Source organism: Onishia niordana (genome assembly GCF_004798965.1).
In the GTDB taxonomy this organism is placed as follows: Bacteria; Pseudomonadota; Gammaproteobacteria; order Pseudomonadales; family Halomonadaceae; genus Onishia; species Onishia niordana.
In genome coordinates, this window is record NZ_SDSD01000007.1 from 55,441 (window position 1) to 79,708 (window position 24,268).

At 63.5% G+C, this 24,268-nt stretch carries 24 protein-coding genes; 16 read left to right on the forward strand and 8 right to left on the reverse strand.

Going from position 1 to position 24,268, the window contains the following annotated elements:
- Position 1: 1 nt before the first annotated feature.
- The 3 genes from ETC27_RS13385 to rimI are packed head-to-tail and all read left to right on the forward strand — an operon-like array spanning position 2 to position 1,844.
- The gene (locus ETC27_RS13385; protein WP_136255514.1) at positions 2-313 is read left to right on the forward strand and encodes a BolA family protein; all 312 of its coding nucleotides are present in this window, start codon (positions 2-4) and stop codon (positions 311-313) included.
- The gene (locus tag ETC27_RS13390; protein ID WP_136255515.1) at positions 310-1,374 is read left to right on the forward strand and encodes a hypothetical protein; all 1,065 of its coding nucleotides are present in this window, start codon (positions 310-312) and stop codon (positions 1,372-1,374) included. Before ETC27_RS13385 ends, ETC27_RS13390 begins: the two co-directional genes overlap by 4 nt.
- Positions 1,371-1,844: a ribosomal protein S18-alanine N-acetyltransferase gene (gene rimI, locus ETC27_RS13395; protein WP_240724916.1), complete on the forward strand. Its 474-nt coding sequence runs from the start codon at positions 1,371-1,373 to the stop codon at positions 1,842-1,844. Before ETC27_RS13390 ends, rimI begins: the two co-directional genes overlap by 4 nt.
- A 73-nt stretch (positions 1,845-1,917) precedes the next feature.
- Here the strand turns inward: rimI and ETC27_RS13400 are convergent, their stop codons facing one another.
- Positions 1,918-2,127, reverse strand: a complete 210-nt coding sequence (locus ETC27_RS13400) for a cell division protein ZapB (RefSeq protein WP_136255516.1) — start codon at positions 2,125-2,127, stop codon at positions 1,918-1,920.
- Between the two features lie 93 nt (positions 2,128-2,220).
- On the reverse strand, positions 2,221-2,871 hold the full coding sequence (gene rsmD, locus ETC27_RS13405; RefSeq protein WP_136255517.1) for a 16S rRNA (guanine(966)-N(2))-methyltransferase RsmD: 651 nt from the start codon (positions 2,869-2,871) through the stop codon (positions 2,221-2,223).
- A gap of 92 nt (positions 2,872-2,963) precedes the next feature.
- On the opposite strand from rsmD, the gene ftsY reads away from it, so the two are divergent.
- The 4 genes from ftsY (at position 2,964) to rpoH (ending at position 7,183) form a co-directional block, all read left to right on the forward strand.
- On the forward strand, positions 2,964-4,427 hold the full coding sequence (gene ftsY / locus ETC27_RS13410; RefSeq protein WP_136255518.1) for a signal recognition particle-docking protein FtsY: 1,464 nt from the start codon (positions 2,964-2,966) through the stop codon (positions 4,425-4,427).
- Positions 4,428-4,438: 11 nt separating this feature from the next.
- On the forward strand, positions 4,439-5,107 hold the full coding sequence (gene ftsE, locus ETC27_RS13415) for a cell division ATP-binding protein FtsE (RefSeq protein ID WP_136255519.1): 669 nt from the start codon (positions 4,439-4,441) through the stop codon (positions 5,105-5,107).
- Positions 5,104-6,096 carry a permease-like cell division protein FtsX gene (ftsX, locus tag ETC27_RS13420; protein WP_136255520.1) on the forward strand — a complete coding sequence of 331 codons (993 nt, stop codon included), beginning with the start codon at positions 5,104-5,106 and terminating at the stop codon, positions 6,094-6,096. The genes ftsE and ftsX overlap by 4 nt, the downstream gene beginning before the upstream one ends.
- 217 nt (positions 6,097-6,313) lie before the next feature.
- Positions 6,314-7,183, forward strand: a complete 870-nt coding sequence (gene rpoH / locus ETC27_RS13425; RefSeq protein WP_136255521.1) for an RNA polymerase sigma factor RpoH — start codon at positions 6,314-6,316, stop codon at positions 7,181-7,183.
- A 132-nt stretch (positions 7,184-7,315) separates the two neighbouring features.
- On the opposite strand, the gene slmA is transcribed toward rpoH, so the two are convergent.
- From slmA to coaBC, 5 genes are all read right to left on the reverse strand, one after another.
- A complete protein-coding gene (slmA, locus tag ETC27_RS13430; RefSeq protein ID WP_136255522.1) occupies positions 7,316-7,933 on the reverse strand; it encodes a nucleoid occlusion factor SlmA in 618 nt (205 codons plus the stop codon).
- A gap of 85 nt (positions 7,934-8,018) precedes the next feature.
- Positions 8,019-8,921 (reverse strand): acetylglutamate kinase, encoded by a 903-nt coding sequence (argB, locus tag ETC27_RS13435; RefSeq protein ID WP_136255523.1) that lies wholly within the window; start codon positions 8,919-8,921, stop codon positions 8,019-8,021.
- Between the two features lie 135 nt (positions 8,922-9,056).
- The gene (locus tag ETC27_RS13440) at positions 9,057-10,439 is read right to left on the reverse strand and encodes a phosphomannomutase/phosphoglucomutase (protein WP_136255524.1); all 1,383 of its coding nucleotides are present in this window, start codon (positions 10,437-10,439) and stop codon (positions 9,057-9,059) included.
- Between the two features lie 119 nt (positions 10,440-10,558).
- Complete coding sequence (gene dut, locus ETC27_RS13445) at positions 10,559-11,086, reverse strand: dUTP diphosphatase (RefSeq protein WP_136255525.1); 528 nt, start codon at positions 11,084-11,086, stop codon at positions 10,559-10,561.
- On the reverse strand, positions 11,083-12,486 hold the full coding sequence (gene coaBC / locus ETC27_RS13450; protein ID WP_136255526.1) for a bifunctional phosphopantothenoylcysteine decarboxylase/phosphopantothenate--cysteine ligase CoaBC: 1,404 nt from the start codon (positions 12,484-12,486) through the stop codon (positions 11,083-11,085). The genes dut and coaBC overlap by 4 nt, the downstream gene beginning before the upstream one ends.
- A gap of 269 nt (positions 12,487-12,755) precedes the next feature.
- On the opposite strand from coaBC, the gene radC reads away from it, so the two are divergent.
- From radC to ETC27_RS13495, 9 genes are all read left to right on the forward strand, one after another.
- Entirely contained in the window at positions 12,756-13,430 is a 675-nt protein-coding gene (gene radC, locus ETC27_RS13455) for a RadC family protein (protein WP_136255527.1), read from the forward strand.
- A 413-nt stretch (positions 13,431-13,843) separates the two neighbouring features.
- Positions 13,844-14,080: a 50S ribosomal protein L28 gene (gene rpmB, locus ETC27_RS13460; RefSeq protein WP_136255528.1), complete on the forward strand. Its 237-nt coding sequence runs from the start codon at positions 13,844-13,846 to the stop codon at positions 14,078-14,080.
- 25 nt (positions 14,081-14,105) lie between these two features.
- Entirely contained in the window at positions 14,106-14,261 is a 156-nt protein-coding gene (gene rpmG, locus ETC27_RS13465) for a 50S ribosomal protein L33 (RefSeq protein ID WP_136255529.1), read from the forward strand.
- Positions 14,262-14,379: 118 nt separating this feature from the next.
- A complete protein-coding gene (gene mutM / locus ETC27_RS13470) occupies positions 14,380-15,234 on the forward strand; it encodes a bifunctional DNA-formamidopyrimidine glycosylase/DNA-(apurinic or apyrimidinic site) lyase (RefSeq protein WP_136255530.1) in 855 nt (284 codons plus the stop codon).
- A gap of 88 nt (positions 15,235-15,322) precedes the next feature.
- On the forward strand, positions 15,323-16,513 hold the full coding sequence (locus ETC27_RS13475; RefSeq protein WP_136255531.1) for a class I SAM-dependent rRNA methyltransferase: 1,191 nt from the start codon (positions 15,323-15,325) through the stop codon (positions 16,511-16,513).
- A gap of 43 nt (positions 16,514-16,556) precedes the next feature.
- A complete protein-coding gene (locus ETC27_RS13480; RefSeq protein ID WP_136255532.1) occupies positions 16,557-16,877 on the forward strand; it encodes a putative signal transducing protein in 321 nt (106 codons plus the stop codon).
- Positions 16,878-17,073: 196 nt separating this feature from the next.
- Entirely contained in the window at positions 17,074-18,189 is a 1,116-nt protein-coding gene (ald, locus tag ETC27_RS13485; RefSeq protein WP_136255533.1) for an alanine dehydrogenase, read from the forward strand.
- Between the two features lie 215 nt (positions 18,190-18,404).
- A complete protein-coding gene (trpS, locus tag ETC27_RS13490) occupies positions 18,405-19,418 on the forward strand; it encodes a tryptophan--tRNA ligase (RefSeq protein ID WP_136255534.1) in 1,014 nt (337 codons plus the stop codon).
- Positions 19,419-19,527: 109 nt separating this feature from the next.
- Positions 19,528-21,198 carry an NAD-dependent malic enzyme gene (locus tag ETC27_RS13495; RefSeq protein ID WP_136255535.1) on the forward strand — a complete coding sequence of 557 codons (1,671 nt, stop codon included), beginning with the start codon at positions 19,528-19,530 and terminating at the stop codon, positions 21,196-21,198.
- Positions 21,199-21,429: 231 nt separating this feature from the next.
- Here the strand turns inward: ETC27_RS13495 and acnA are convergent, their stop codons facing one another.
- The gene (acnA, locus tag ETC27_RS13500) at positions 21,430-24,168 is read right to left on the reverse strand and encodes an aconitate hydratase AcnA (protein ID WP_136255536.1); all 2,739 of its coding nucleotides are present in this window, start codon (positions 24,166-24,168) and stop codon (positions 21,430-21,432) included.
- Positions 24,169-24,268 lie beyond the last annotated feature (100 nt).

Here is a 24,268-nt window from a genome sequence, read left to right on the forward strand (position 1 = left end):
CATGAGCGTTCAGGCGCGCATCGAAGACAAGCTGGAAACTCTTGAGCCGTCCTACGTAACGGTCGAGAACGAGAGTCATATGCACAATGTGCCTGCCAATTCCGAGACCCACTTCAAGGTCACGCTGGTGTCTGAGCACTTTGCCGGCCTGATGCCGGTCAAGCGCCACCAGAAGATCTATGCGCTGCTGGCCGACGAGCTGGCAGGTCCGGTGCATGCCTTGGCGCTGCACCCCTATACGCCCGATGAGTGGCAGGTGCGTGGAGAGGCACGCCCCGACTCGCCTAACTGCCGGGGTGGCGGACGCTCGTGAACGAACCGCAGCGCCTGCAGTATCTTGAGGCGATGGGCTTGACCACCTGGGTCGGGCGCTATCGCCTGCCCAATGCCGCGGCTACCGAGGTCTGTACCTGGGAAGAGCCGGCGGTGCCTGCGGCCAAGGCGCCGGCCGCGCGATTACAGGCCCTGATGGATGACGTGGCTGAATCCCGCCCCTCGCCCTCGACCGGCGTAAACGGGCGACAGGACAAACGGCCTGCCGATTCAGGGGCTTCTCAAGACACCGCCGATAGAGCGCCAGGTAGCCAGGCAGACAAGCCTTCTGGCAAGGGCGTTGGCCGGGTGCGGGCGCTGCTGAGGGGAGAGGATCCAGAGGCGCAAGCTTCCGCTGCTGCCTCATCGTCCGCGCAAGAGCGGTCGCCTCGCGAGGCTCAGGGTCAGAACGGTAAGCCCCAAGAAGGTCCGTCTCACGAACCTGCGTCTCAGGATGCCAAACCTCAGGAAGGGCAGGCGCAAGAGCGCTTGCCTCAAGAACCCCGGGCCGATGCATCCGCCACGGCGACGCAGGTCTCCTCCGGCGAGGCGCTGCGTTTCTCGCTGCAGATCGCGGCCCTCGAGGGTCGTTGGTTATTGGTGCTGCCTGCAGCGTCGCCCCCGGGCGAGATGCCACGACATCTGCTGGCGAACCTGCTGCGCGCCGCCGGCATCCGGCCCGCCGAGATGCCGGCGTTTCAGCACTTCCGCTGGCCGATGATGGACGAGTTGCCGGTCTCGGCTCCCCTAGAGGAGGCGCGCGATGGCCTGCGCGCCTTTATCGATGGCCGCCGTCGTCAGGGTTGGCAGCCCGAGCGGCTGTTGGTGTTCGGCGAAGATACGACGCTTTCCCGGGTGCTGGCTATCGAAGGTGAGATCTGCACCCTGCTGGATATTCCCGCCTGGCAAGGGCCGTCATTGGAGACCTTGGCAGCCGATGCGGCGGCCAAGCGCGATCTTTGGCCATCGCTGCGCCACTGGGGGGAGGCTTGGCGGCGTGAGGCGCTTCAGGACGGGGCAAGTGCCGATGCACCCGGTGATGACGGCATGAGTGCGCCATGAGCGCTATGCCACAGGTGGTCGTGCTGACGCCCGACTGGCATGACGCCGTTGTTTCGGTGGAGCAGGCCGGTCAATCTCACCCTTGGTCCGAGGGGCAACTCGCCGAAGCGCTCATGGCCGACGACCATGAGGTCGTCGGCATGCTGAGCCTTGGAGATGACGCCGAGTCGCTTGCCGGCTTCGCGGTGCTTGCCCGCTTGCCGTTCGAGGCCGAATTGCAGGCGATTACCGTGGCCGCCTCGGCAAGACGCCAGGGCGTGGCGCGGGCACTACTCGAGCGGCTGATCGCGACGGCGAGCCATTGGAGGAGCGAGCGGCTGTTGCTTGAGGTGCGCGAAAGCAACGCGCCAGCACTGGCGCTCTATCGGGGGCTTGGTTTCGTTGAAGAGGGGCGGCGGCGCGGCTATTACCCTGCGCTAGCGGTATCGGCGCCACGCGAGGATGCGCTGCTGATGGCGCTTGCGCTCTAGGCAACGTGGACGCGTTATCGCTTATCAAGCCCAGGCGCCACTAATGTGACGCCTGGCTTGAAGTCGCGTGCGATCAGGAGGCGTCGGTATCGCTGCTGTCACCGGTATCGAGGGCCTGGAACTTGGTCACCAGCCCGCTCAGGCGCTGTTCCCACTCGTCGTGTTCCTGCTTGAGGCGGGCATTCTCCTCGCGCAGCTCCTCGGCTTCCATCTTCAGCATTTCGATCGCTTCGACGGCACTGTTGACTTGCTGCTCGAGCTGATTGAAGAGTTCGATGCTCATCCTGTTTCTCCTGATGACAGTCTGCCTTCACTGGCAGACGGGTGGTGGTCAGGGCGCAGCGTACGACGGGTGGCGCGGCTCGGCAAGCGTCGTCTAGGGCAGACGGTAGAGCCGCCCGCTGCTGTCGCCGGCACGCACTTCCCGATGCAGCATCCAGTCCTCTGGTACGCAGGGGGTGAGTTCTGTCTCGACTTCAAGATAAACCCAGGCGCCGGCGGCCAGCAGGCCGCCATCGGCAAGCCGGCGACAGCTCTGCTCGGCGAGGCCCAGGCGAAAGGGCGGGTCCAGAAAGACCAGGTCGAAGGGCGCGGCGTCGGTGCTCACCATGTCGTCGAGAAACGCGTCGGCGGAGGCTGAAATGACGCGGCCGTTGGCGCCCAGCGTGGCAACATTGGCATCCAGTGCCCGGGCAACCGGGGCGCTCTGTTCAACGAACAGCGCCTCCCGCGCGCCTCGTGATAGCGCCTCGAGGCCCAGTGCGCCGGTGCCGGCATACAGATCCAGTACGCGTGCGCCACCGGTGGCAGCGGAAAGCCAGTTGAACAGGGTTTCGCGAACCCGGTCGGGCGTCGGGCGCAGGCCTGGGTGGTCGAGTACCGGAAGCGTTCGGCGGCGATAGTCGCCACCAATGATCCGCAGGCGGCCGGCGTCCCGGCGACCGGCGTCCCGGCGGCCGGTGGCTTGCCTACCTTGGGCTTTGCCCTGGCGGCTGGAACGGGATGAAGAGGGTCGACGTCGTTTCATGGTCGGACGATTGTACCCGTGGCCTTGTCCACAGTCATGGTCGGCGATGGTACGATGAGCCAATTCTCTGCACTCGAGACCAGATCACGCCCATGTTCGGATTATTCAAGCGAAAGAAGAAACAGGACCCGTCACAGCAAGAGCAGGCACCGGACCAGGAGGTGACTCCTGAGGCATCGGAAGATGCAGCCGATGAGGCCACGGTGACGGGCACCGATACCGACGAGCGAAACGGCGATACTCAACAAACTGCCGAGACGCCTAGCGACCGTGATGAGCGTGTCGCACCCGATGAGGTGTCGGTCGAGCCGACGGCTGACACGCAGGCTGAAAGCGAGTCGAATGAAGACGATGCCAAGGCCATGGCTGATGCAGCGGCCGAGCATCGCCAGGGTGATGTCTCCGAGCAGGTCGCTGAGCAGGGCGTTGAACAGGCCCCTGTTGAGGATGCCCTGACGCCACCCAAGGCACCGCCCGAGCCAGAGGTTACGCCTTCCGTTGCTGAGGCAGCACCTTCATCTGAGCCGGTCGCCGAGGAACAGCCTGATCCTGCGGCGCTCGATCCACGTCCTGATCAGGCACCTGCGCCCCAGTCGAGTGCCGACCCGGAGAAGGGCAAGAAGAAAGGCTGGTTCGCGCGTATCAAGGAAGGCCTCGGCAAGACGCGCTCCAACCTGAGCGAGGGGCTTTCCGATCTGTTCCTCGGCAAGAAGCAGATCGATGACGAGCTGATGGAGGATCTCGAGACCCAGCTCTTGATGGCGGATGTGGGCATCGAGGCCACAACCGAGATTATCGATCGACTGACCGCCCGAGTCTCCCGCAAGGAGCTCAAGGAGCCACAAGCGCTCTATGACGCTCTGCAGGACGAGCTTGCGGCGCTGCTTGAGCCAGTGGCCAAGGATCTGGTGCTGCCCGAGAAAGGGCAGGGTCCCTTCGTGATTCTGATGGTCGGCGTCAACGGGGTCGGCAAGACCACTACGATCGGCAAGCTGGCCAAGCGCTTTCAGGGACAGGGACGAAGCGTGATGCTTGCCGCCGGCGATACCTTCCGCGCTGCCGCCGTCGAGCAGCTCAAGGTATGGGGCGAACGTAACAGCGTACCGGTGGTTGCCCAGCACACCGGCTCCGACAGTGCCTCGGTGATCTATGACGCGTTGTCCGCGGCCAAGGCCCGCGGTATCGACGTGCTGATCGCCGACACCGCCGGGCGCCTGCACAACAAGGGCCACCTGATGGAAGAGCTCAAGAAGGTGCAGCGGGTGATGGCCAAGCTCGACGCCGCTGCCCCCCATGAGGTGATGCTGGTGCTCGACGCCGGCACTGGCCAGAACGCGCTGTCCCAGGCTGCCACCTTCAATGAGGCGGTACCGGTAACGGGCATCACCCTGACCAAGCTCGATGGGACCGCCAAGGGCGGCATCATCTTCGCACTGGCCAAGCAGCTCGGTACACCGATTCGCTATATTGGCGTCGGCGAGACGGTCGATGACCTGCGGCCCTTCGCCGGCCGTGATTTCGTCGATGCGCTCTTCGACGTGTCTCGCAGCGAGTGAGGCATTAAGCGATGATCGCCTTCGAGCATGTCGGCAAGCGCTATGGCGGGCGTTTCGAAGCGCTGGCCAATATCGATTTTCGGGTCCGGCGCGGCGAAATGGTCTTTCTGACCGGCCATTCCGGGGCTGGCAAGAGCTCGCTACTGCGCCTGATCATGAGGCTGGAGCGGCCGTCCCGTGGCAAGGTGCGAGTAGCGGGTCATGACATCGCCGGGTTGCATGCCAGCCAGGTGCCGTTCTACCGGCGCCAGATCGGCGTGGTGTTTCAGGATCACCAGCTGCTCTTTGACCGGGATGTGTTCGCCAATGTGGCGTTGCCGCTAGAGATTCAGGGGGCAGAGCCCCGGGAGATCGCGCGCCGTACCCGGGCGGCTCTCGACAAGGTGGGGCTTTTACATCGCGAGAAGGCGCTGCCCATCGAGCTCTCCGGTGGTGAGCAGCAGCGCATCGGCATTGCCCGTGCGGTGGTCAACAAGCCGGCGCTGTTGCTGGCCGATGAGCCGACCGGCAACCTTGATCCCCAGCTTTCCGCCGACATCATGACACTCTTCGAAGACTTTAATCGCATTGGCACCACGGTGCTGGTGGCAAGCCACGATCTGGCACTCATCGCCCGGCTGCGCCATCGCGTGCTGCGCCTGGGCGACGGCCGCCTGGTCGGTGATCAGGAGGCCTCATGAGTGAACGTGAAAACGCTCAGGCGGCGAGTGGCACTTCGAGGCGCGGAGCACGAAGTCAGCGCACGGTGATGCGCAGCCGGCTTAGTGCCTGGGCGCGACACCATCGGGCCGTGGGCCGGGACAGTGCCACACGCCTGATTCGCACGCCTGTCGCCAGTTTGCTGACCATGCTGGCCATCGCCATTGCCTTGATGCTGCCCACGGCCCTGTGGCTGACACTGGATGGCGCACGTCTGCTGGATACCCAGCTCGACGAGAGCGCGACGCTGACGGCCTATCTGGAAAGCGAGGTCGATGAGCGTGAGGCGATGCGGGTAGCCGAGGCGCTGGGGGCGACGCCGGCGGTCGAGGCGATACGGCTGATCACTGCCGCCGAAGGCATGGCCGAGTTCCAGCAGGCATTGGGGCTCGAGGATGCCCTCGACCGGCTCACGACCAATCCCTTGCCAGCAAGTGTTGTCATCTCGCCCCGGGATGCATCGCCTGATGCCATGCGCACGTTGGCAGCCGAGCTTGAAGCGGTCAGCGGCGTTGATGAGGTGCGTGTGGATCTTGCCTGGCTTGAGCGCCTCAAGCGCCTTGCCGAGCTTGGTCGGCGGGTGACCCTGGCGCTTGGCGTGTTGTTCGGTCTGGGGGTGCTGCTGGTGGTGGGCAACACCATCCGGCTGGCGGTAGAGAGCCGTCGTCAGGAAATCGAGGTCGTCACCCTGCTCGGGGCAACCCACGGCTTCGTTCGCCGGCCCTTCCTGTACAGTGGTGCCTGGTATGGCCTCGGTGGAGGGCTCTTGGCCTGGGGGCTTCTGGCGCTGGGGCGGCAGTGGTTGAGTGCGCCGGCCACGGCCCTGGCCGAGAGTTACGGCGCCAGTTTCGCGATGCCTGCTCTGGATGCCATGGGCTCGGCAACGCTGCTGATTTCGAGTACACTGCTCGGTTTACTGGGGGCATGGATCGCGGTCTCTCGTCATCTGGCTGACATCCGTCCTCAGTAGGCTACACTGCGTGTCGCGACGGACAAATGACGTCGATTGATACGAGCAACTGGCATTCTCCGGAACTTTATGGTCTGGTGAACATCCAACAGCGAAACGTTAGTCATCTAATGGTCGAGGCCCGTTCATTTGCCTCGATCACAACGTCCGCTCCCGCGAACACGCATTTTTTATGCGTGTTCGCACGATACTGAGGGCAAACTTGGAGACATCCTGCATGAGCACCAGTCTTCTGCCTACTGGCCAATTATCCCCGGGCCACGACCTGAATGGTTACATTCAGGCGGTTAACGGTATTGCCGTACTGACCGCTGAAGAAGAGCGCGAATTGGCTTTTCGCCTTCATGACGAGAACGATCTCGAATCGGCCCGCCGGCTGGTCATGTCACACCTGCGCTTCGTGGTGCATATTGCCCGCAGCTACTCCGGTTACGGCCTGCCCCAGGCGGACCTGATCCAGGAGGGCAACGTGGGCCTGATGAAGGCCGTCAAGCGTTTCGACCCGCATCAGGGCGTGCGTCTGGTGTCCTTTGCGGTGCACTGGATCAAGGCCGAGATCCATGAGTTCGTGCTGCGCAACTGGCGCATCGTCAAGATCGCTACCACCAAGGCTCAGCGTAAGTTGTTCTTCAACCTGCGCAGCGCCAAGAAGCGCCTGGCCTGGCTCAACAACGACGAAGTCGATGCCATCGCCAAGGATCTCGACGTCAAGCCGCAGGTGGTGCGCGATATGGAAGGGCGGCTGTCGGCCTACGACGCTGGCTTTGACGCGTCGCCGAGCGATGATGACGAGTCCTCCTCTTATCAGGCGCCGGTCAACTTCCTCGACGACGGCCGTTATGACCCGGCCACCCAGCTCGAAGACAGCGACTGGGAAGAAGACTCTACCCGGCGTCTGCGCGCCGCTCTCGGCGAGTTGGATGAGCGCTCACAGGACATCCTGACACGGCGCTGGCTCAATGAGCCCAAGGCGACCCTGCACGATCTGGCCGATGTCTACGGCGTATCCGCCGAGCGCATCCGTCAGCTCGAGAAAAACGCCATGAAGAAGATCAAGCATCAGATTGGCGACGCCTTGGTGGCCTAATCGTTGCCAGGCGGCTTCTCGCCATGATCGTGTAGTAGTAAGAAAAACCCCCGATGCTTCGGCATCGGGGGTTTTGCGTTTCTGGGTGGTGGCAGGGCGTGCAACGCGCCATGCGCGAGGTTGTTCTACGATTCAGGCGCGCGCAAGGTTCGGCACGTCAACGAGCAGCCGCTCGGCGATCAGAGTCCACTGGTCCTCCCAGAACTCGGTGGGGCGGCGTTTGAAGTCGCTCCGGACATATTGGGAGATCTGGCCCTCCACATGCGCCACCAACAGGTTGGCACTTGCCGAGGCCGAGACCCGTGGGCGGTGCTGTTCGTGGAGCTCGGCCTCGCGCAGGACCTGCTTGAGCTGTGTTTCGAGGCGCTCGAAGAGCTGGTGAATGCGCAGGCGAAGGCGCGCGGTCTCACCGGTCAGCGCATCGCCCCCGAGCAGTCGGGACAGCCCCGGGTTTTTTTCGGCGAAACCGAGCAGCAGGGTCATGATCTGCTGGCAGCGTGACAGGGCGCCGGGTGTCTCATCGAGGATGCGGCGGATGCGCTCGAACAGGCTCTCCTCGATGAATTCGATCAGCCCTTCGAACATGCGGGCCTTGCTCGGGAAGTGGCGGTAGAGCGCAGCCTCCGACACGCCGACCTGACGCGCCAGGGCGGCGATGGTGATGCGCTTGCCGCTATCTTCCTCAAGCATCAGCGCTAGCGCTTGAAGGATCTGCTCGCGGCGATTGGGTTTGTTGGTTTCCTGCGTCATGAGCTTCTTCTAATAATATTTTGGGAGTCTCTAGCTCATCCTACTGAGCCGCCGCGAGCGGGGCAATCCGCCTTGCGGCTATCTGTCAGCCCTCGCTGTCGATGATCTGGGTGCCGACACCGGCCTTGGTGAAGATCTCCAGCAGGGTGGCGTGGGGCACGCGACCGTCGATGATATGAGCGCTTGCCACGCCGCCCTTGACCGCATCCAGAGCGCAGCGAATCTTTGGCAGCATGCCGCCGTGGATGGTGCCGTCGGCGATCAGGTTGTCCACATCCTGAGTCGAGAGCCCGGTCAGTACCTCGCCCTCGGCATTCATCAGGCCGGCGACGTTGGTGAGCAGCATCAGCTTCTCGGCGGACAGCGCCTCGGCGATCTTGCCCGCGACCAGGTCGGCATTGATATTGTAGCTGCGCCCGGTTTCGTCGACGCCGATGGGGGCGATCACCGGGATGAAATCGCGAGCCGTGAGCATTTCGATCAGGTCGGTGGAGACGTGTTCTACCTCGCCGACGTGGCCGATGTCGATGATCTCTGAAGTAGACACTTCCGGGGTCTTCTGCTCGACCTTGAGCTGGCGGGCACGAATCTGGCCGCCGTCCTTGCCGGTCATGCCGATGGCCTTGCCGCCGCATTGGTTGATCAGGTTGACGATGCCCTTGTTGACCAGGCCGCCCAGTACCATCTCGACCACGTCCATGGTCTCGGCGTCGGTGACGCGCATGCCGTTGACGAAGCGCGACTCGATCTTGAGCTTGCCGAGCAGTTCGCCGATCTGCGGGCCACCACCATGGACCACCACCGGATTAATGCCGACTTCCTTCATCAGCACCATGTCGCGGGCGAAGGAATCGATCAGGGCGTCCTCGGTCATGGCGTTGCCGCCGTACTTCACCACCACGGTCTTGCCGGAAAAACGCTGAATATAGGGCAGGGCCTCGGAGAGGACCTCGACGACCTGGCGGGGGTCGCGGGTATGTTCGCTCATGGTATGTCTCTCGTTGTGTCGCGCCCGACAGGGCGGGCAACGCGTTGGCACGTCGCCGGCGGCGCGGCGACGTGCGCGTCAGATGGATCGAATCGATGGCTGCTACGCAGGTCTCACTCTCGTTTCAGACTCGTCTCAGAACGGCAGCGATATGCTTGCATCGATCTGTTTCAGTGCATCGCCGAAGCGTGCCTGGATACGCGCAAGCGCCGCGTCGCTCTTGCCCTCGAAGCGCAGCACCAGCACCGGGGTGGTGTTGGAGGCCCGGCACAGGCCCCAGCCATCAGGATAGTCGACGCGGATGCCGTCCAGGGTCGTCTTGACGCCGTCCTCGCCGAAGTCGGCCTCACGCGCCAGGCGCTCGACCAGGGCAAACTTGGTCTCGTCGGTGACGGTGATATTGAGCTCCGGCGTGCCCAGGTCCTGCGGGAAGCGGGCGAAGAAGGCGTCGGCGTCCTGCTCCTGCTTCGACAGGATCTCAAGCAGGCGAGCCGCACCGTAGAGGCCGTCATCGAAGCCGTACCAGCGCTCCTGGAAGAAGATGTGGCCGCTCATCTCGCCGGCGAGTTGGGCGCCGGTTTCCTTCATGCGCGCCTTGATCAGGGAGTGGCCGGTGCGCCACATCTCTGGGGTGCCGCCCGCCGCCTCAATCACCTGCGCCAGGTTGCCGGTGCACTTGACGTCGAAGATGACTCGGGCACCGGGGTTGCGCTCGAGCATGTCCTCGGCGAAGGCCATCATCAGCCGATCCGGATAGATCAGCTCGCCCTTTGGCGTGATCACGCCGAGGCGATCACCGTCGCCATCGAAGGCAAGGCCAATATCGGCGCCGGTCTCCTTGACGGTGCGAATCAGGTCGGTGAGGTTCTCGGGCTTGCCCGGGTCGGGATGATGGTTCGGGAAGGTGCCGTCGATCTCGGCGAACAGCGGGACGGTCTCGATGCCGAGGCGTTCGATGAGCTTTGGGCCAAGCTCGCCGGCCACGCCGTTGCCGCAGTCGACCACCGCCTTGAGTGGCCGGCCCGGCGCGATATCGCCAAGAATGCGTTGCAGGTACTGCTCGCGGACATCGGCCTCGCGGATGCTGCCCTGACCGCTGGTCAGGTCATCCTGATCGAGGCGGGTGTGCAGGGCCGTGATCGCCTCGCCGGACAGGGTCTCGCCACCAAGCACGATCTTCAGGCCATTGTAATCCGGCGGGTTATGGCTGCCGGTGACCATCACCCCCGAAGCGGTGCCCTCGAGCACGTGGGTGGCGTAGTAGAGCACCGGGGTCGGCACCATGCCGATATCGATGACGTCCTGGCCGGCGGCGGCCAGGCCGCGCATCAGGGCGCTTGATAAGCGTGGCCCGGAAAGGCGGCCGTCGCGAGCCACTACCACGGTGGATTCGCCGCGGGCGGCGGCTTCGCTGCCGATGGCGCGTCCGATCTGCTCGACGCCGGCTTCGGTGAGAGAGTCATCGACGATGCCGCGGATGTCGTAGGCGCGGAAGATCGAAGCGGGTACCTGAGTCATGAGGTCTTTCCTTCGCAGTAGAGTATCGGGTCAGGGGGGGCGAACGCTTCCTGTGTTCGCCCCAAGCCTGCAGCGATGTCGTAGCGATGTTGGGTGATGCGTGTGGTACCGGGTCACGCTCAATGGCGGCCGGAGCTGCCAAATCCGCCGGTGCCACGCTGGCCGGTGCCACGCTGGCCGGTGCTGCTTTGGTCGTTAGCGCCCTGGTCGGTGCCGTGTCGGCCAGCGTCGAAATCATCGACCACCTCAAGTTCGGCCTGCACGACGGGGACTAGCACGTACTGCGCCAGGCGTTCGAAGGGTTCCAGAACGAAGCTTTGCTGGCCGCGGTTCCACACCGAGATCATCAGCTCGCCCTGGTAGTCGGAGTCGATCAGCCCCACCAGGTTGCCAAGCACGATGCCATGCTTGTGGCCAAGCCCCGAGCGGGGGAGGACCATGCCGGCGAGCGAGGGGTCGCCGATGTGCACGGCGAGCCCGGTGCGCACCAGTTCACACTCGCCTGGGGCCAGGGTCAGTGGTGCGTCGAGCAGGGCTCGCAGGTCCATGCCGGCGCTACCGGCGGTGGCATAGTGGGGCATGTGATCGCGAACGCGCTCGTCGAGAATCTTGACGGCCAGGCGCGGAGTGGAAGGAGTCGCGGTCATTGGGGGTCCTGTGATGAGGCCTTGGGGGCCTTGGTAGTGGCGATGGGTGACGAAGCGGTATCAGGATGTTCGAGGCGCTCGAGCAGGCAGTCGAGGATCGCCGTGGCAAGCGTGGCCTTGGTCTGGGCGGGTAAGGCCCGGCGGCCAAGGGGGGCATGGGGCTCGCTGCTGGCCGGCCACAGCACCAGGGCGGCGTTACTGTCCGAGCCAAAGCCCAGGCCCGCCTGGGAGACATCATTGGCAACGATCATATCGAGACCCTTGCGGGCCAGCTTGTCCTGGGCATAGGCCTCGAGGTCGCGCGTCTCGGCGGCAAAGCCCACCACAAAGGGGCGGGGTGCGCCAGCGCGGTGCCTGGCCACCTCGGCAATGATGTCGGGGTTCTTGACCAATGTGAGGGTCAGCTCGTCATTCTCCGCTGTTTTCTTGATCTTGTGCTCGCTGACGTTGGCGGCCCGGTAGTCGGCGACCGCCGCGCAGCCGATGAAGATATCGCTTTGCCCTGCCAGGCGATGCGCCGCCTCAGCCATCTCGGTCGCCGAGCTCACATCGATGCGTCGCACATCATTCGGCGTGGCAAGCGTCACGGGGCCACTGATCAAGTGCACGGTGGCGCCGAGCGCGGCCGCTGCCTCGGCAAGCGCGTAGCCCATCTTCCCCGAGCTGTGGTTGGACAGATACCGCACCGGATCCAGCGGCTCACGCGTCGGGCCGGCGGTGATGGTCACCGTCAGGCCCTGAGCCGGGCGTGCCTTGGCGGTCGCTGACTCGGGAGGCGCTGCTTGCGATGCCGGGGAAGGTACGCTATCGGGCGCCATGGCAGGCGCAGCTTCGGGCGCCATGGCAGGCGCAGCTTCGGGCGCCATAAAGAGCGCGTCGACGATGGCCTCGGGCTCAAGCATTCGCCCGGGCCCCACATCACCGCAGGCCTGGTCGCCGGCCGCCGGCCCCAGCAATTGCCAGCCATCGCTCTCGAGCTGGCGGGCATTGCGGGTGGTCGCCGGGTGACGCCACATGGCCTGGTTCATGGCCGGCGCCATCACTTTCTCGGCTTGGCTTGCCAGGCACAGGGTGGTCAGCAGGTCATCGGCATGGCCGTGAACGAGGCGGGCCATCAAATCAGCGGTGGCCGGTGCGATCAGGATCAGCTCGGCCCAGCGGGCGAGCTCGATATGGCCCATGCCGGCCTCGGCCTCAGGGTCGAGCAGCGAGGTGCGCACCGCTTCGCCGGTGAGCGCCTGAAGCGTCAGCGGGGTGATGAACGCCTGGGCGCCATCGGTCATGACCACGCGCACCTCGTGTCCTGCCTTCTTCAACAGGCGGGCGAGGTGGGCACTTTTGTAGGCAGCAATGCCGGCACTGATGCCAAGTAGAGTGCGCTTTCCGGAGGGGGTTGCCATCTCAGAATCCGAGCCGTGAGCGAAGCCATATACCTTACCACTCAGCGCATTTCTTGCGTAGCGTGCCCCGCCCCATGCGGTGATCTCCCGGACTCCTGTCGAGCGTATGGCTGCCGTGTCATTCACGTGTGGGCGATCTCGCGGCGGTTAAGCATGATGGCGGGCGTTGCAGCATCGCTATATATAGGCTTTGCTAATACTGACTCGGCCTGGCTTAGGCAGAGCGGTGAAGGCCGAGTCATCGTTACCCGGACGCAAGGAGGCGTCGTATGGCGATTCGAGATTGGCCCGAGGGGGAGCGCCCGCGAGAGAAGCTGTTGAGCCTTGGGCCAGCAGCGCTGTCTGATGCAGAGCTGCTGGCGATTTTTCTACGGGTGGGGGTCAAGGGGCGCTCGGCGGTGGATTTGGCGCGGGATCTGTTGACGAGCTTCGGTGGTCTTCGGCCGCTGCTCGAGGCGGACCGAGCGCGTTTTTGCGCCGAGCACGGGTTGGGCGATGCCAGCTTCGTGCAGCTGCAGGCGGTGCTTGAGATGTCGCGTCGCCACCTGGCAAGCCAGCTCACCCGGGGGGACGCCTTGACCTCGCCTGCGCTGGTCCGCGCCTTTCTCGCCTCGAAGCTTCGCCATCTGGGCCATGAGGAGTTCGCGGTGATGTTCCTGGATAGCCAGCATCGTGTGATTCACTTCGAGTCGCTGTTTCGCGGCACCCTCGACAGTGCATCGGTGTATCCCCGGGAGGTGGCCCGGCGTGCCCTGGCGCTAGGCGCCGGTGCGACCATTCTTGCCCATAATCACCCTTCCGGGGTGGCCGAGCCGAGCGACGCCGACCGGCGTATCACGCAACGGCTGAAGGCGGCCCTGGAGCTCTTCGAGATCCGGGTGCTCGATCACTTTGTGGTCGGTGACGGCGAGGTGGTCTCTTTTGCCGAGCGAGGGTGGCTATAGAGGCCGCATGGTTGTCTTGCAGGGTCGTCGTGGTATCGCGCATCGCATGGTGCGGTTGTTTCGCTCTGCGGTCGTTTCGTTCGATGATAAGGTGCGATAAACTGCGCCGCCGAGTGCGAATGAGCCCTAAGTGATTGGTATCTATCGCGCCCGGTCACACAGCACCTGTCTGTCGTGTAGGTGTCGTGCCAACTAAAGACGCCCGTCTTGATCTCCAGGCCAGCACTCATGGGAGTGCAGGGGGAGAGTGTTGTACCAATGATGCTTGCCGCGAATGCCGGCCTCTGGTATAACATGCACCCTTTAGAATTCCCTGGGTTAAATAAGGGGGCATCGAGGCGGTGGCCAGCCGTTCGCCCTACCCGGTTTGCCCGACAGGTTTTGAACAACTCGCCAAGCGGTTGGAGGCTCCCATGTCCAATGTATGTCAGGTTACCGGCAAGCGTCCGGTAACAGGTAATAACGTATCTCACTCCCAGCGCAGGACCCGTCGTCGTTTCTTGCCGAACCTGCATTCCCACCGTTTTTGGGTGGAGTCTGAGAAGCGCTTCATCAAGCTGCGCCTCTCCTCCAAGGGTATGCGCATCATCGACAAGAAAGGCATCGAAGAGGTGCTGTCCGATATTCGTAAGCGCGGCGAACGCGTTTAAGCAGCCTTCCAGGGAGAACTGAGTCATGCGCGATAAGATTCGTATGGTGTCCAGCGCCGGTACCGGCCATTTCTACACCACCGATAAGAACAAGCGGAACACGCCGGACAAGCTTGAATTCAAGAAGTTTGATCCGACAATTCGCAAGCACGTGATGTACAAGGAAGCCAAGATCAAGTAACACTTGATGGCTCCTGCCGCAGGTGCAAACCTGTCGCCTGAACCCGGTTAACGCCGGGTTTTTGCGTCTCTGGCGCCTCCCTCTGTCCCATGCCCACCGCTTCACGGAATCATCGCGCATGCCCGAGCTTCCCGAAGTCGAGACCACGCGCCGTGGCATCGCCCCCTATCTGGAAGGGCGCGAGATCCGCGAGGTGATCGTGCGTCAGCACCGCCTGCGCCTGCCGGTGCCGGAGGGGCTCGAAAACGCCCTGATCGGCAAGCGCATCGGAGCCCTGTCGCGCCGTGCCAAGTACCTGGTCCTGCCGATCGAGGCGACCGCCGATGCCCCGGCCGAGGACGGAGTCGAGCGCCGCCAGGCGCTGCTCTGGCATCTGGGCATGTCCGGCAGCCTGCGGATTGCGCGGCTCGGCGACCCGCCAAAGAAGCATGATCATGTCGATCTGGTGATGGAGGATGGCGCCATCCTGCGCTATCACGATCCGCGTCGCTTCGGTTTCCTTGATTGGCTTGAGGGCGGTGTCGAGGGCGATCCACGCCTGGCCCGGCTGGGCCCGGAGCCGTTGTCGCCGGCCTTCGATGACGAGCGGCTGTTCGCGCGTTCACGCAAGCGTCGCCTGGCCGTAAAACCTTTCCTGATGGATAACGCCGTCGTGGTGGGGGTGGGCAATATTTACGCCGCCGAGGCGCTGTTCCTTGCCGGCATCGATCCGCGCCGGGCTGCCGGCCAGATCTCGCGCGAGCGTTATGTGCGCCTCACCGCCGCGATCCGCGAGGTGCTCGCGGCGGCGATAACGCAGGGCGGCACGACGCTGCGTGATTTCGTCAGTGGCACCGGGGAGCCGGGCTATTTCGCTCAGCGCCTGAACGTTTATGGCCGCAATGGCGAGCCCTGTCGACGCTGTGGAAGAGAGCTTCGTCTGGTGACTCTTGGTCAGCGTGCCAGCGTCTTTTGCCCTAGCTGCCAGACCTGATGTGGTTAATCCGCCGTGCCCGCGCGTTGCCGGGCACGGCAGAGTAGACTGTCCTTATTTTCCTGTTGTCTGTTTGACGGAGACCTCCGTGACCGAACGCCTGCGCTTGAAGAAGAACGCCGACCGCCGCCTGAAGGCCGGCCATCTGTGGCTGTATTCCAACGAGATCGACACCGACGCGACGCCGCTCAAGACCTTTGAGCCGGGCGCCCAGGCGGTGATCGAAGCTCAGAACGGCCGTGCCATGGCAGTTGCCTACGTCAATCCGCACTCCTTGATCTGTGCGCGGATCGTGTCTCGTGATCCGGAGATGCGCCTCGACCGTTCGCTGTTGGTGCATCGTTTCAAGCAGGCCCTGGGCCTGCGCCAGCGGCTCTTCGCCAAGCCTTTCTATCGCCTCGTGCACGGCGAGGGCGATCTCCTGCCCGGGCTGATCGTCGATCGCTTCGACGATGTGCTGGTGGTTCAGCTCAACACCCTGGGCATGGAACGCATGGCCGAGCAGGTCGTCGACGCCCTCGACAAGGTGCTGTCGCCGCGGGCCATCGTCTTCAAGAACGATTCCTCCGGGCGTCGCCAGGAGAAGCTTGACCGCCAGGTCGAGGTGGTCAAGGGCGAGCTGCCCGAAGAAGTGCTGCTCGAGGAGAACGGTGTACGCTTCGTGGCGCGGGTGCTCGATGGTCAGAAGACCGGCTGGTTCTATGACCACCGCGACAACCGCGCCTGGCTCAATCAGCTGGTGGCCGGCAAGCGCGTGCTGGACGTATTCAGCTATGTGGGTGGCTGGGGTGTGCAGGCGGCGGCACATGGTGCCAGCGAGGTGCTGTGCGTGGACGCCTCCAGTGAAGCCCTCGAGCATGTCGCCGCCAACGCAGCCCTCAACGGCCTGACCGATCAGGTGGCCATTGGTGAGGGAGACGCCTTTGAGGCCATGGCCGCGCTCAAGGCCGATGGCGAGCAGTTCGATGTGGTGATTCTCGACCCGCCGGCCTTCATCAAGAAGCGCAAGGATATCCCCAGTGGCGAGCGTGCCTACTCGCGCCTCAACCGTGAGGCGATGCGCCTGCTGGGCCGCGATGGCCTGCTGATGAGCGCATCCTGCTCGATGCACCTGGCGCCCGAGCGTCTTGTCGAGTGCGTGCGAGGAGCCGTGCGTCACCAGGATCGTCATGGCCAGGTGATCTATCAGGGTCATCAGGGCGCTGATCATCCGGTGCATCCGGCGATACCCGAGACGTCTTATCTCAAGGCACTCGGGGTACGTGTTTTCCGTGACTAAGCGCCGTGATTGATCCGGGCCCGACGAAGGAGTCTCGCGACCGATGAGTGACTGGGTACGAGTCTTCGCTCACTCCAATGCGCTGATGGTCAGCCACGTGCACAACGTGCTGGAAAGCGCTGGAGTGCCGGCCGAGCTCAGAAACATGACGCTCGGTGGTGGCGCGGGTGAGCTCCCGCTGGGGGACTGCGAACCCGGGGTCTGGGTGGCGCCGCACAATGCCGCCCGGGCGGAAAGCCTAGTGCAAGAAGCACTCGAGGGGCCGCTCGAGGCCCGTCCTGAGTGGCGTTGCCCGGGCTGCGGTGAACGTCTCGAGGGGGTCTTCGAGACCTGTTGGGCCTGTGGCACGCACCGCCGCGACTGAGGCGACGCTCCCGGGAATCAGAAATATGTGTTTTTTAGCGCCTTCCTGGCAACGGTTTCGTTGCTGGTTGGGCGTTTTTTTATGGATATTTTCCAAACTATCATGGGGGCTTGGGCGTTCTTGTTCCGCTGTGCTGTACTGATGCTTGTGTGATGACCGACGCGCCCCGTGCGCCCGTTACCCTCAAGGAGGTGCCATGAAGATCGCTGTGCCGAAGGAAATCAAGAATCACGAATATCGCGTGGCCCTGACGCCCTCAGGCGTCCGTGAGCTGACTGGGCGTGGCCACCAGGTAGTCGTACAGGCAGGCGCCGGAGAGGGTGCCGGCTTCCCGGATGCTGATTACCAGACCGCCGGTGCTCACCTCGAGGCCGATGTGGCGACCCTCTGGCAGAACGCCGAACTGATCATCAAGGTCAAGGAGCCCCAGCCCGAAGAGGTCGAGCGGCTGTCGTCAGAGCAGATCTTGTTTACCTACCTGCACCTGGCCGCCGAGGAGGCGCTGACCCGAGGGTTGATCGAGAGCGGTGCCACCTGCATTGCCTACGAGACCATCACCGGTGCCGGCGGCGGCCTGCCGCTATTGGCACCGATGAGTGCAGTGGCCGGGCGCATGGCGGTGCAGGCCGGCGCCCACAGCCTGGAAAAGGCCCAGGGTGGCGCCGGTATCCTGCTGCCCGGCGTGCCGGGGGTGGCGCCGGCCAAGGTCACCGTGATCGGCGGTGGTGTGGTCGGCGAGAACGCGGCGCGCATGGCGTTGGGGTTGGGCGCCGAAGTGACCATTCTCGACAAGTCGCTTGCGCGTCTCGAGGCGCTCGATCATCGCTATCAGAGCCGCATCAAGGCCGTTTACTCGACGGCTGACGCCCTGGAGGAGGCGGTGCGCGAGTCCGATCTGATCATCGGTGCCGTGCTGGTGCCGGGTGCTGCCGCCCCCAAACTGATCAACCGCGACCAGCTTGCTGAGATGAAGCCTGGCAGCGTCCTGGTCGACGTGGCGATCGATCAGGGTGGCTGCTTCGAGACCAGCAAGCCCACCACCCATGCCGCACCGACCTATGTGGTCGACGGCATCGTGCACTACTGCGTGGCTAACATGCCCGGCGCGGTGGCTCGTACCTCGACCCAGGCGCTGACCAACGCGACCCTGCCATTCGTGATGGCACTGGCCGACAAGGGGTGGCAGCAGGCGCTGGCCGATGACTCACATTTCCTGGAAGGTCTCAATGTTCACGCGGGCCAGGTGACCTATCGGGCGGTGGCAGAGGCCTTCGGTCTCGAGAGTATCGAGGCGGCGAGCCTTTTGAGCTGAGCGTTGCTTTTTTGGGCGTCGTCTTCGTGAGCCTGTCGAGTCTGGTGAGGCTGAGCGCCAGTGGCTTCGAGGCGAACGGTTGACGTCTGTATCGGTGCGTCACAGCCAGGGACGGCCCTGCAGGGTCGTCCCGTTGGGCGTGCCGTTCGCCTTGACCGGGACAGCGCTGTAAACTGGGGCGACTAGCCATTTACTCAGTGGACCCGTCCGAATTCATGAACAAGACACGCGTTCTCACCGGTATCACCACCACCGGCACGCCGCACCTCGGCAACTACGTTGGCGCCATCAAGCCGGCCATCGCCGCAAGCCAGGACCCCAACGTTCAGTCTTTCTATTTCCTCGCTGATCTGCACGCCCTCATCAAGTGTCAGGACCCCAAGCGTGTGGAGCAGTCACGCCTCGAGATCGCCGCCACCTGGCTGGCACTGGGTCTTGATACTGACAACGCCATATTCTATCGCCAGTCGGATATTCCCGAGATTCCCGAGCTGACCTGGATGCTCTCTTGTGTCTGTGCCAAGGGCCTGATGAACCGAGCTCACGCCTACAAGGCGGCCGTCGGCGACAACGAGGTCGCCGGCTCTCCGGACCCGGACAAGGGCATTACCATGGGGTTGTTCGGCTATCCGGTGCTGATGGCCGCCGATATCCTGATGTTCAATGCCCACAAGGTGCCGGTCGGCCGTGATCAGATTCAGCATATCGAGATGGCGCGCGACATGGCCGGACGCTTCAACCACCTCTACAAGGGGCAGTTCTTTACGCAGCCCGAGGCGGTGGTTGATGAGAAGATGGAAGTGTTGAACGGCCTCGATGGGCGCAAGATGTCCAAGAGCTACAACAACACCATTCCGCTGTTCGTGTCCGAGAAAAAGCTCCAGAAGCTGGTGCGCAAGATCAAGACCAACTCGCTGGAACCCGGCGAGCCGAAGGATCCGGATACCTGCACCCTGTTTCAGATCTACTCGGCTTTCGCGACCGCCGAGGAGACCGCCGAGCTGCGCCGTGAATACGAGAACGGCATCGGCTGGGGGGTCGCCAAGGATCGGGTCTTTGAGTATTTGAATGCCCATCTGCGTGAGCCCCGCGAACGCTATCAGGCGCTGATGGAGGACCCGGGGCATATCGAGCAGGTACTGGCCAAGGGCGCCGAGCGGGCACGTTCTGAGGCGGCTCCCTTCATGGATCGCCTGCGAGAAGCGGCGGGACTCGGCCGCTTCATCTGATCGCAAGCCTATGGCGTATCCGGCTCCGCCCATGCAGGAGTGGGCTGTTGCGGTAGCTCCTAACCATCGGGCGGCGATGATCGCCCACTGACAGTCAAAGGATGAGACGATGACCACATTGCCAAAGCGTCCCCTCTATGTGCCCTATGCGGGGCCATCGCTGCTCGAGATGCCGCTGCTCAACAAAGGCAGCGCCTTCACCCTCCAGGAGCGCATCGCCTTCAATCTGATCGGCCTGCTGCCGCAGAACGTCGAGTCCATCGAGGAGCAGGCCGAGCGGGCCTATCGCCAGTACCGGCAGTGCCAGACCGATCTGGACCGTCACATCTACCTGCGCGCCATCCAAGACGACAACGAGACGCTGTTCTTCCGCCTGCTCGAGGAACACCTCGAGGAGATGCTGCCGATCATCTATACCCCGACGGTGGGTGAGGCGTGCGAAGAGTTTTCCAACATCTATCGCAACCATCGCGGTCTGTTCATTTCCTATCCTGACCGGGAGCACATGGACGATATCCTGCGCTCCGCGACCAAGGATAACGTCAAGGTGATCGTGGCGACCGATGGCGAGCGTATCCTGGGGCTTGGTGATCAGGGTATCGGCGGTATGGGCATCCCTATCGGCAAACTGTCGTTGTATACCGCCTGTGGCGGTATCAGCCCCGCCTATACGTTGCCGATCACGCTGGATGTGGGCACCAACAACCAGGCGCTGCTCGATGACCCCATGTACATGGGCTGGCGCCACAAGCGCGTTTCCCAGGAGGAGTACAACGACTTCATGGCCACGTTTATTACTGCCGTGAAGCGTCGCTGGCCCAAGGTGCTGCTGCAGTTCGAGGATTTCGCTCAGACCAACGCCATGCCGCTGCTCGAGCGCTACCGAGACGAGATGTGCTGCTTCAATGACGATATTCAGGGCACCGCCGCGGTCTGCGTGGGCACTCTGCTTGCTGCCTGCAAGGCCAAGCACGAGGGCGTGAGTGAGCAGCGGGTCGCCTTCGTCGGCGCCGGCTCCGCGGGCTGCGGCATCGCCGAGCAGATCGTGGTGGCGATGTGTGCCGAGGGGCTTTCCGAGGAAGAGGCGCGGTCGCGAATTTTCATGATCGACCGTCATGGCCTCTTGACCGGTGACATGGAGGGACTCTATGACTTCCAGAGCCGCCTCGCGCATGATCGGGCGGATTTCACCGATACGAGCCTGCTGGGCGTGGTCAAACAAGCCAAACCTTCGGTGCTGATTGGTGTATCCGGCCAGCGTGGCCTCTTCGATCAGGAGCTGATCGAGGCACTGCACGCCGGTTGCAAGGCGCCACTGGTGATGCCGCTTTCCAATCCCACCTCCAGGGTCGAGGCGACCCCCAATCAGGTGCTGGCCTGGACCCATGGTCAGGCACTGGTCGCCACCGGCAGTCCTTTCAAGCCGGTTGAGCTCAATGGCGAGACCTATCGCATCGCTCAGTGCAACAATGCCTATATCTTCCCGGGCATCGGCCTTGGTGTCATTGCCTCCGGTGCGACCCGTATCACGGATGCCATGCTCATGGCGGCTTCCAATGCCCTGGCCAAGCATGCGCCAATGGTGCAGCACGGTGAGGGGGCGTTGCTGCCGTCGCTTGCAGATATTCGCGAGATCAGTCAGTCCATTGCCTTTGATGTGGCCAAGATGGCGCAGCATGAAGGCAAGGCACTGGAGTGCAGCGATGACGTGCTGTGGGCCTCCATTGAGCGCAATTTCTGGTATCCACGCTATCGTGAATATCGCCGCCGGGCCTTTTGAGGCCGAGGCGACCCGGGCGGCAGAACAAGCGGCGCGTCGTCGGGGGGGCAATGACCCGATGGCGCCGTTGGCCAGCTTGCTAACTACGTGTCCAGAACGTAAGTACTCACAACGTACGTACCCGCAGCAAGGTAAGTCCCCACAAAGAAAGCCCCGCCGGTTAGCCGGCGGGGCTTTTCGTTGGGGCATCGGTCACGCTGCGTCGATCAGGCCGCGCCGACTGTGGTCCTGTCAGGCCGACCCAATCATCTTGCGCAGCACATAATGCAGGATGCCGCCGTGGCGGTAATACTCGAGCTCGTCGGCGGTGTCGATACGGCACAGCGCGTCGATCTGCTTCTCGCCCTTGTCGCTCTTGATGGTGACACGCACCTGGCCACCGGGGCTCAGGTCGTTGAGCCCCTCGATGAAGACCGTCTCGTCACCGGTCATGCCAAGCGATTTGCGGGTCTCGCCTTCGGGGAACTGCAGCGGGACCACGCCCATGCCGATCAGATTGGAGCGGTGGATACGCTCGTAGGACTCGGCCAGTACGGCGCGCACGCCAAGCAGGCGGGTGCCCTTGGCCGCCCAGTCGCGGCTGGAGCCGGTGCCGTATTCCTTGCCGGCGACTACTACCAGCGGGGTGCCTTCCTGCTGATACTGCATAGCGGCGTCATAGATCGCCATCTGTTCGCCGGAAGGCACATGACGGGTCTCGCCGCCCACTACGCCATCGAGCATTTCGTTCTGGATGCGCACGTTGGCGAAGGTGCCGCGCATCATCACCTCGTGGTTACCGCGACGCGAGCCGTAGGAGTTGAAGTCGGCGGGTTTGACACCGTGCTCCTGCAGATAGCGACCCGCGGGGCTGTCGGGCTTGATGGCACCGGCCGGCGAGATGTGGTCGGTGGTCACCGAGTCGCCGAGCATGGCCAGCACCTTGGCGTCCTTGACGTCTTCGGTGGCCTCGGGCGTGCGGCCCATGCCCTCGAAGAAGGGAGGGTGCTGGATGTAGGTCGAGGCATCCGACCACTCGTAGACCTCGCTCTGGGGCACATCGATGGCCTGCCAGACGTCATCGCCGTCAAAGACCTCGGCGTACTCCTTGCGATACATCTCGGTCTTGACCTTCTCGACCGCCTCGGCGATATCGGCTTGCGACGGCCAGATGTCCGAGAGATAGACCGGCTGGCCGTCGCTGCCGGTGCCCAGAGGCTCCTTGGACAGGTCCGTGCGGACGTTGCCGGCGAGGGCGTAGGCGACGACCAGGGGCGGCGATGCGAGCCAGTTGGTCTTGACCAGCGGGTGCACCCGGCCCTCGAAGTTGCGGTTGCCCGAGAGCACCGAGGCGACGGTCATGTCGCCGTCGGTGATGGCGTTCTCGATGGGTTCGGCCAGCGGCCCTGAGTTGCCGATGCAGGTGGTGCAGCCATAGCCGACCAAATTGAAGCCGAGCGTATTCAGATCATCGTCGACGCCGCCAGCGGCCAGGTAATCGGTGACGACCTTGGACCCCGGCGCCAGCGAGGTCTTGACCCAGGGCTGGGTCTTCAGGCCCTTGGCCAGGGCGTTACGCGCCAGCAGGCCGGCGGCCATCATCACGCTGGGGTTCGAGGTGTTGGTGCAGGAGGTGATGGCGGCGATCACCACGGCACCCGGGTTGAGCCTGATACTCTGGCCGTCTAGGTCGACGTCCTTGCTGGTGTGATGCTCGTAGCTGTCCTCGACGCCGACCGCGGTCTGGCCGCCCTCGGACTGCCATTTGCCTTGCTCTTCCTCCGATGCCTTGGTGCCGTTATCGGCCATCAGCTTTTCGAAGGTGGTCTTCATATCTTTCAGCGCGACGCGGTCCTGGGGACGTTTGGGTCCGGCAAGGCTGGCTTCGACATCGCCCATGTCCAGCGCCAGGGTGTCGGTGAAGATCGGCTCGTCTCCGGTCTCGCGCCACAGGCCCTGAGCCTTGCTGTAGGCCTCTACCAGCTCGACCTGTTCGTCTTCGCGACCGGTGAGGCGCAGGTAGTTGAGGGTCTCGTCATCAACCGGGAAGAAACCACAGGTGGCGCCGTATTCCGGTGCCATGTTGGCGATGGTCGCGCGGTCGGCCAGGGGAAGGTCGTCCAGGCCGTCGCCGTAGAATTCGACGAACTTGCCGACCACGCCGCGGCTACGCAGCATCTGGGTAACCGTCAGCACCAGGTCGGTGGCGGTAATGCCTTCCTTGAGCTTGCCGGTCAGCTTGAAGCCGACCACTTCGGGAATCAGCATCGACACCGGCTGGCCGAGCATGGCCGCTTCGGCCTCGATGCCGCCGACGCCCCAGCCGAGTATGCCCAGGCCGTTGATCATGGTGGTGTGGGAGTCGGTGCCTACCAGCGTATCTGGATAGGCGAAGGTCTTGCCGTCCACTTCCTTGGTCCACACCGTCTTGCCCAGATACTCCAGGTTGACCTGGTGGCAGATGCCGGTGCCCGGTGGCACGACGCGGAAGTTATCGAAGGCCTGCTGCCCCCAGCGCAGAAACTCGTAGCGCTCGCGGTTGCGCTCCATCTCCAGGGCGACATTGTCCTTGAAGGCGCTGGGGTCGCCGAACTTGTCGACCATTACTGAATGGTCAATGACCAGATCGACCGGTGACAGCGGGTTGATGCGCTCAGGGTCTTCGCCAAGCTTGGCGACAGCCGCCCGCATCGAGGCCAGGTCGACCACCCCGGGCACGCCGGTGAAATCTTGCATCAGCACGCGTGCCGGCCGGTAGCCGATCTCGCGAGAGGAGCGGGCTTCTTTCTGCCAGTCGACTAACGCCTGAAGATCATCGGTCGAGACGCTTTCGTCATCGGCGAAGCGCAGTTGGTTCTCAAGCAACACCTTGAGCGTCTTGGGGAGGCGGGAGATATCGCCGAGGGCGGAAGCGGCCTTGGGAAGACTGTAGTAATGGTAAGGTTGGTTGCCTACCTTGAGGGTATCCAGCGAGTCAGGGGTGGTGCTCATGGTTTTCTCCTCGTGCCGAGTGAAGGTCATGATGCAAGCAAGCTCATGTGACCATCGATGGATCATCAGTAAGACATGGCTACGACAATGGCTGCTTTCA

Excerpts from the sequence above, each read along its gene's own strand:
- ftsY (WP_136255518.1), top strand. The coding sequence starts at position 2,964 with ATGTTCGGATTATTCAAGCGAAAGAAGAAACAGGACCCGTCACAGCAA.
- ETC27_RS13480 (WP_136255532.1), top strand. The coding sequence starts at position 16,557 with ATGAGTGACTGGGTACGAGTCTTCGCTCACTCCAATGCGCTGATGGTC.
- trpS (WP_136255534.1), top strand. The coding sequence starts at position 18,405 with ATGAACAAGACACGCGTTCTCACCGGTATCACCACCACCGGCACGCCG.
- coaBC (WP_136255526.1), bottom strand. The coding sequence starts at position 12,486 with ATGGCAACCCCCTCCGGAAAGCGCACTCTACTTGGCATCAGTGCCGGC.
- mutM (WP_136255530.1), top strand. The coding sequence starts at position 14,380 with ATGCCCGAGCTTCCCGAAGTCGAGACCACGCGCCGTGGCATCGCCCCC.
- ETC27_RS13385 (WP_136255514.1), top strand. The coding sequence starts at position 2 with ATGAGCGTTCAGGCGCGCATCGAAGACAAGCTGGAAACTCTTGAGCCG.
- radC (WP_136255527.1), top strand. The coding sequence starts at position 12,756 with ATGGCGATTCGAGATTGGCCCGAGGGGGAGCGCCCGCGAGAGAAGCTG.
- ftsE (WP_136255519.1), top strand. The coding sequence starts at position 4,439 with ATGATCGCCTTCGAGCATGTCGGCAAGCGCTATGGCGGGCGTTTCGAA.
- ald (WP_136255533.1), top strand. The coding sequence starts at position 17,074 with ATGAAGATCGCTGTGCCGAAGGAAATCAAGAATCACGAATATCGCGTG.
- rpmG (WP_136255529.1), top strand. The coding sequence starts at position 14,106 with ATGCGCGATAAGATTCGTATGGTGTCCAGCGCCGGTACCGGCCATTTC.
- acnA (WP_136255536.1), bottom strand. The coding sequence starts at position 24,168 with ATGAGCACCACCCCTGACTCGCTGGATACCCTCAAGGTAGGCAACCAA.
- argB (WP_136255523.1), bottom strand. The coding sequence starts at position 8,921 with ATGAGCGAACATACCCGCGACCCCCGCCAGGTCGTCGAGGTCCTCTCC.
- rpoH (WP_136255521.1), top strand. The coding sequence starts at position 6,314 with ATGAGCACCAGTCTTCTGCCTACTGGCCAATTATCCCCGGGCCACGAC.
- rimI (WP_240724916.1), top strand. The coding sequence starts at position 1,371 with ATGAGCGCTATGCCACAGGTGGTCGTGCTGACGCCCGACTGGCATGAC.
- ETC27_RS13400 (WP_136255516.1), bottom strand. The coding sequence starts at position 2,127 with ATGAGCATCGAACTCTTCAATCAGCTCGAGCAGCAAGTCAACAGTGCC.
- ftsX (WP_136255520.1), top strand. The coding sequence starts at position 5,104 with ATGAGTGAACGTGAAAACGCTCAGGCGGCGAGTGGCACTTCGAGGCGC.
- slmA (WP_136255522.1), bottom strand. The coding sequence starts at position 7,933 with ATGACGCAGGAAACCAACAAACCCAATCGCCGCGAGCAGATCCTTCAA.
- ETC27_RS13440 (WP_136255524.1), bottom strand. The coding sequence starts at position 10,439 with ATGACTCAGGTACCCGCTTCGATCTTCCGCGCCTACGACATCCGCGGC.
- ETC27_RS13495 (WP_136255535.1), top strand. The coding sequence starts at position 19,528 with ATGACCACATTGCCAAAGCGTCCCCTCTATGTGCCCTATGCGGGGCCA.
- rsmD (WP_136255517.1), bottom strand. The coding sequence starts at position 2,871 with ATGAAACGACGTCGACCCTCTTCATCCCGTTCCAGCCGCCAGGGCAAA.
- rpmB (WP_136255528.1), top strand. The coding sequence starts at position 13,844 with ATGTCCAATGTATGTCAGGTTACCGGCAAGCGTCCGGTAACAGGTAAT.
- dut (WP_136255525.1), bottom strand. The coding sequence starts at position 11,086 with ATGACCGCGACTCCTTCCACTCCGCGCCTGGCCGTCAAGATTCTCGAC.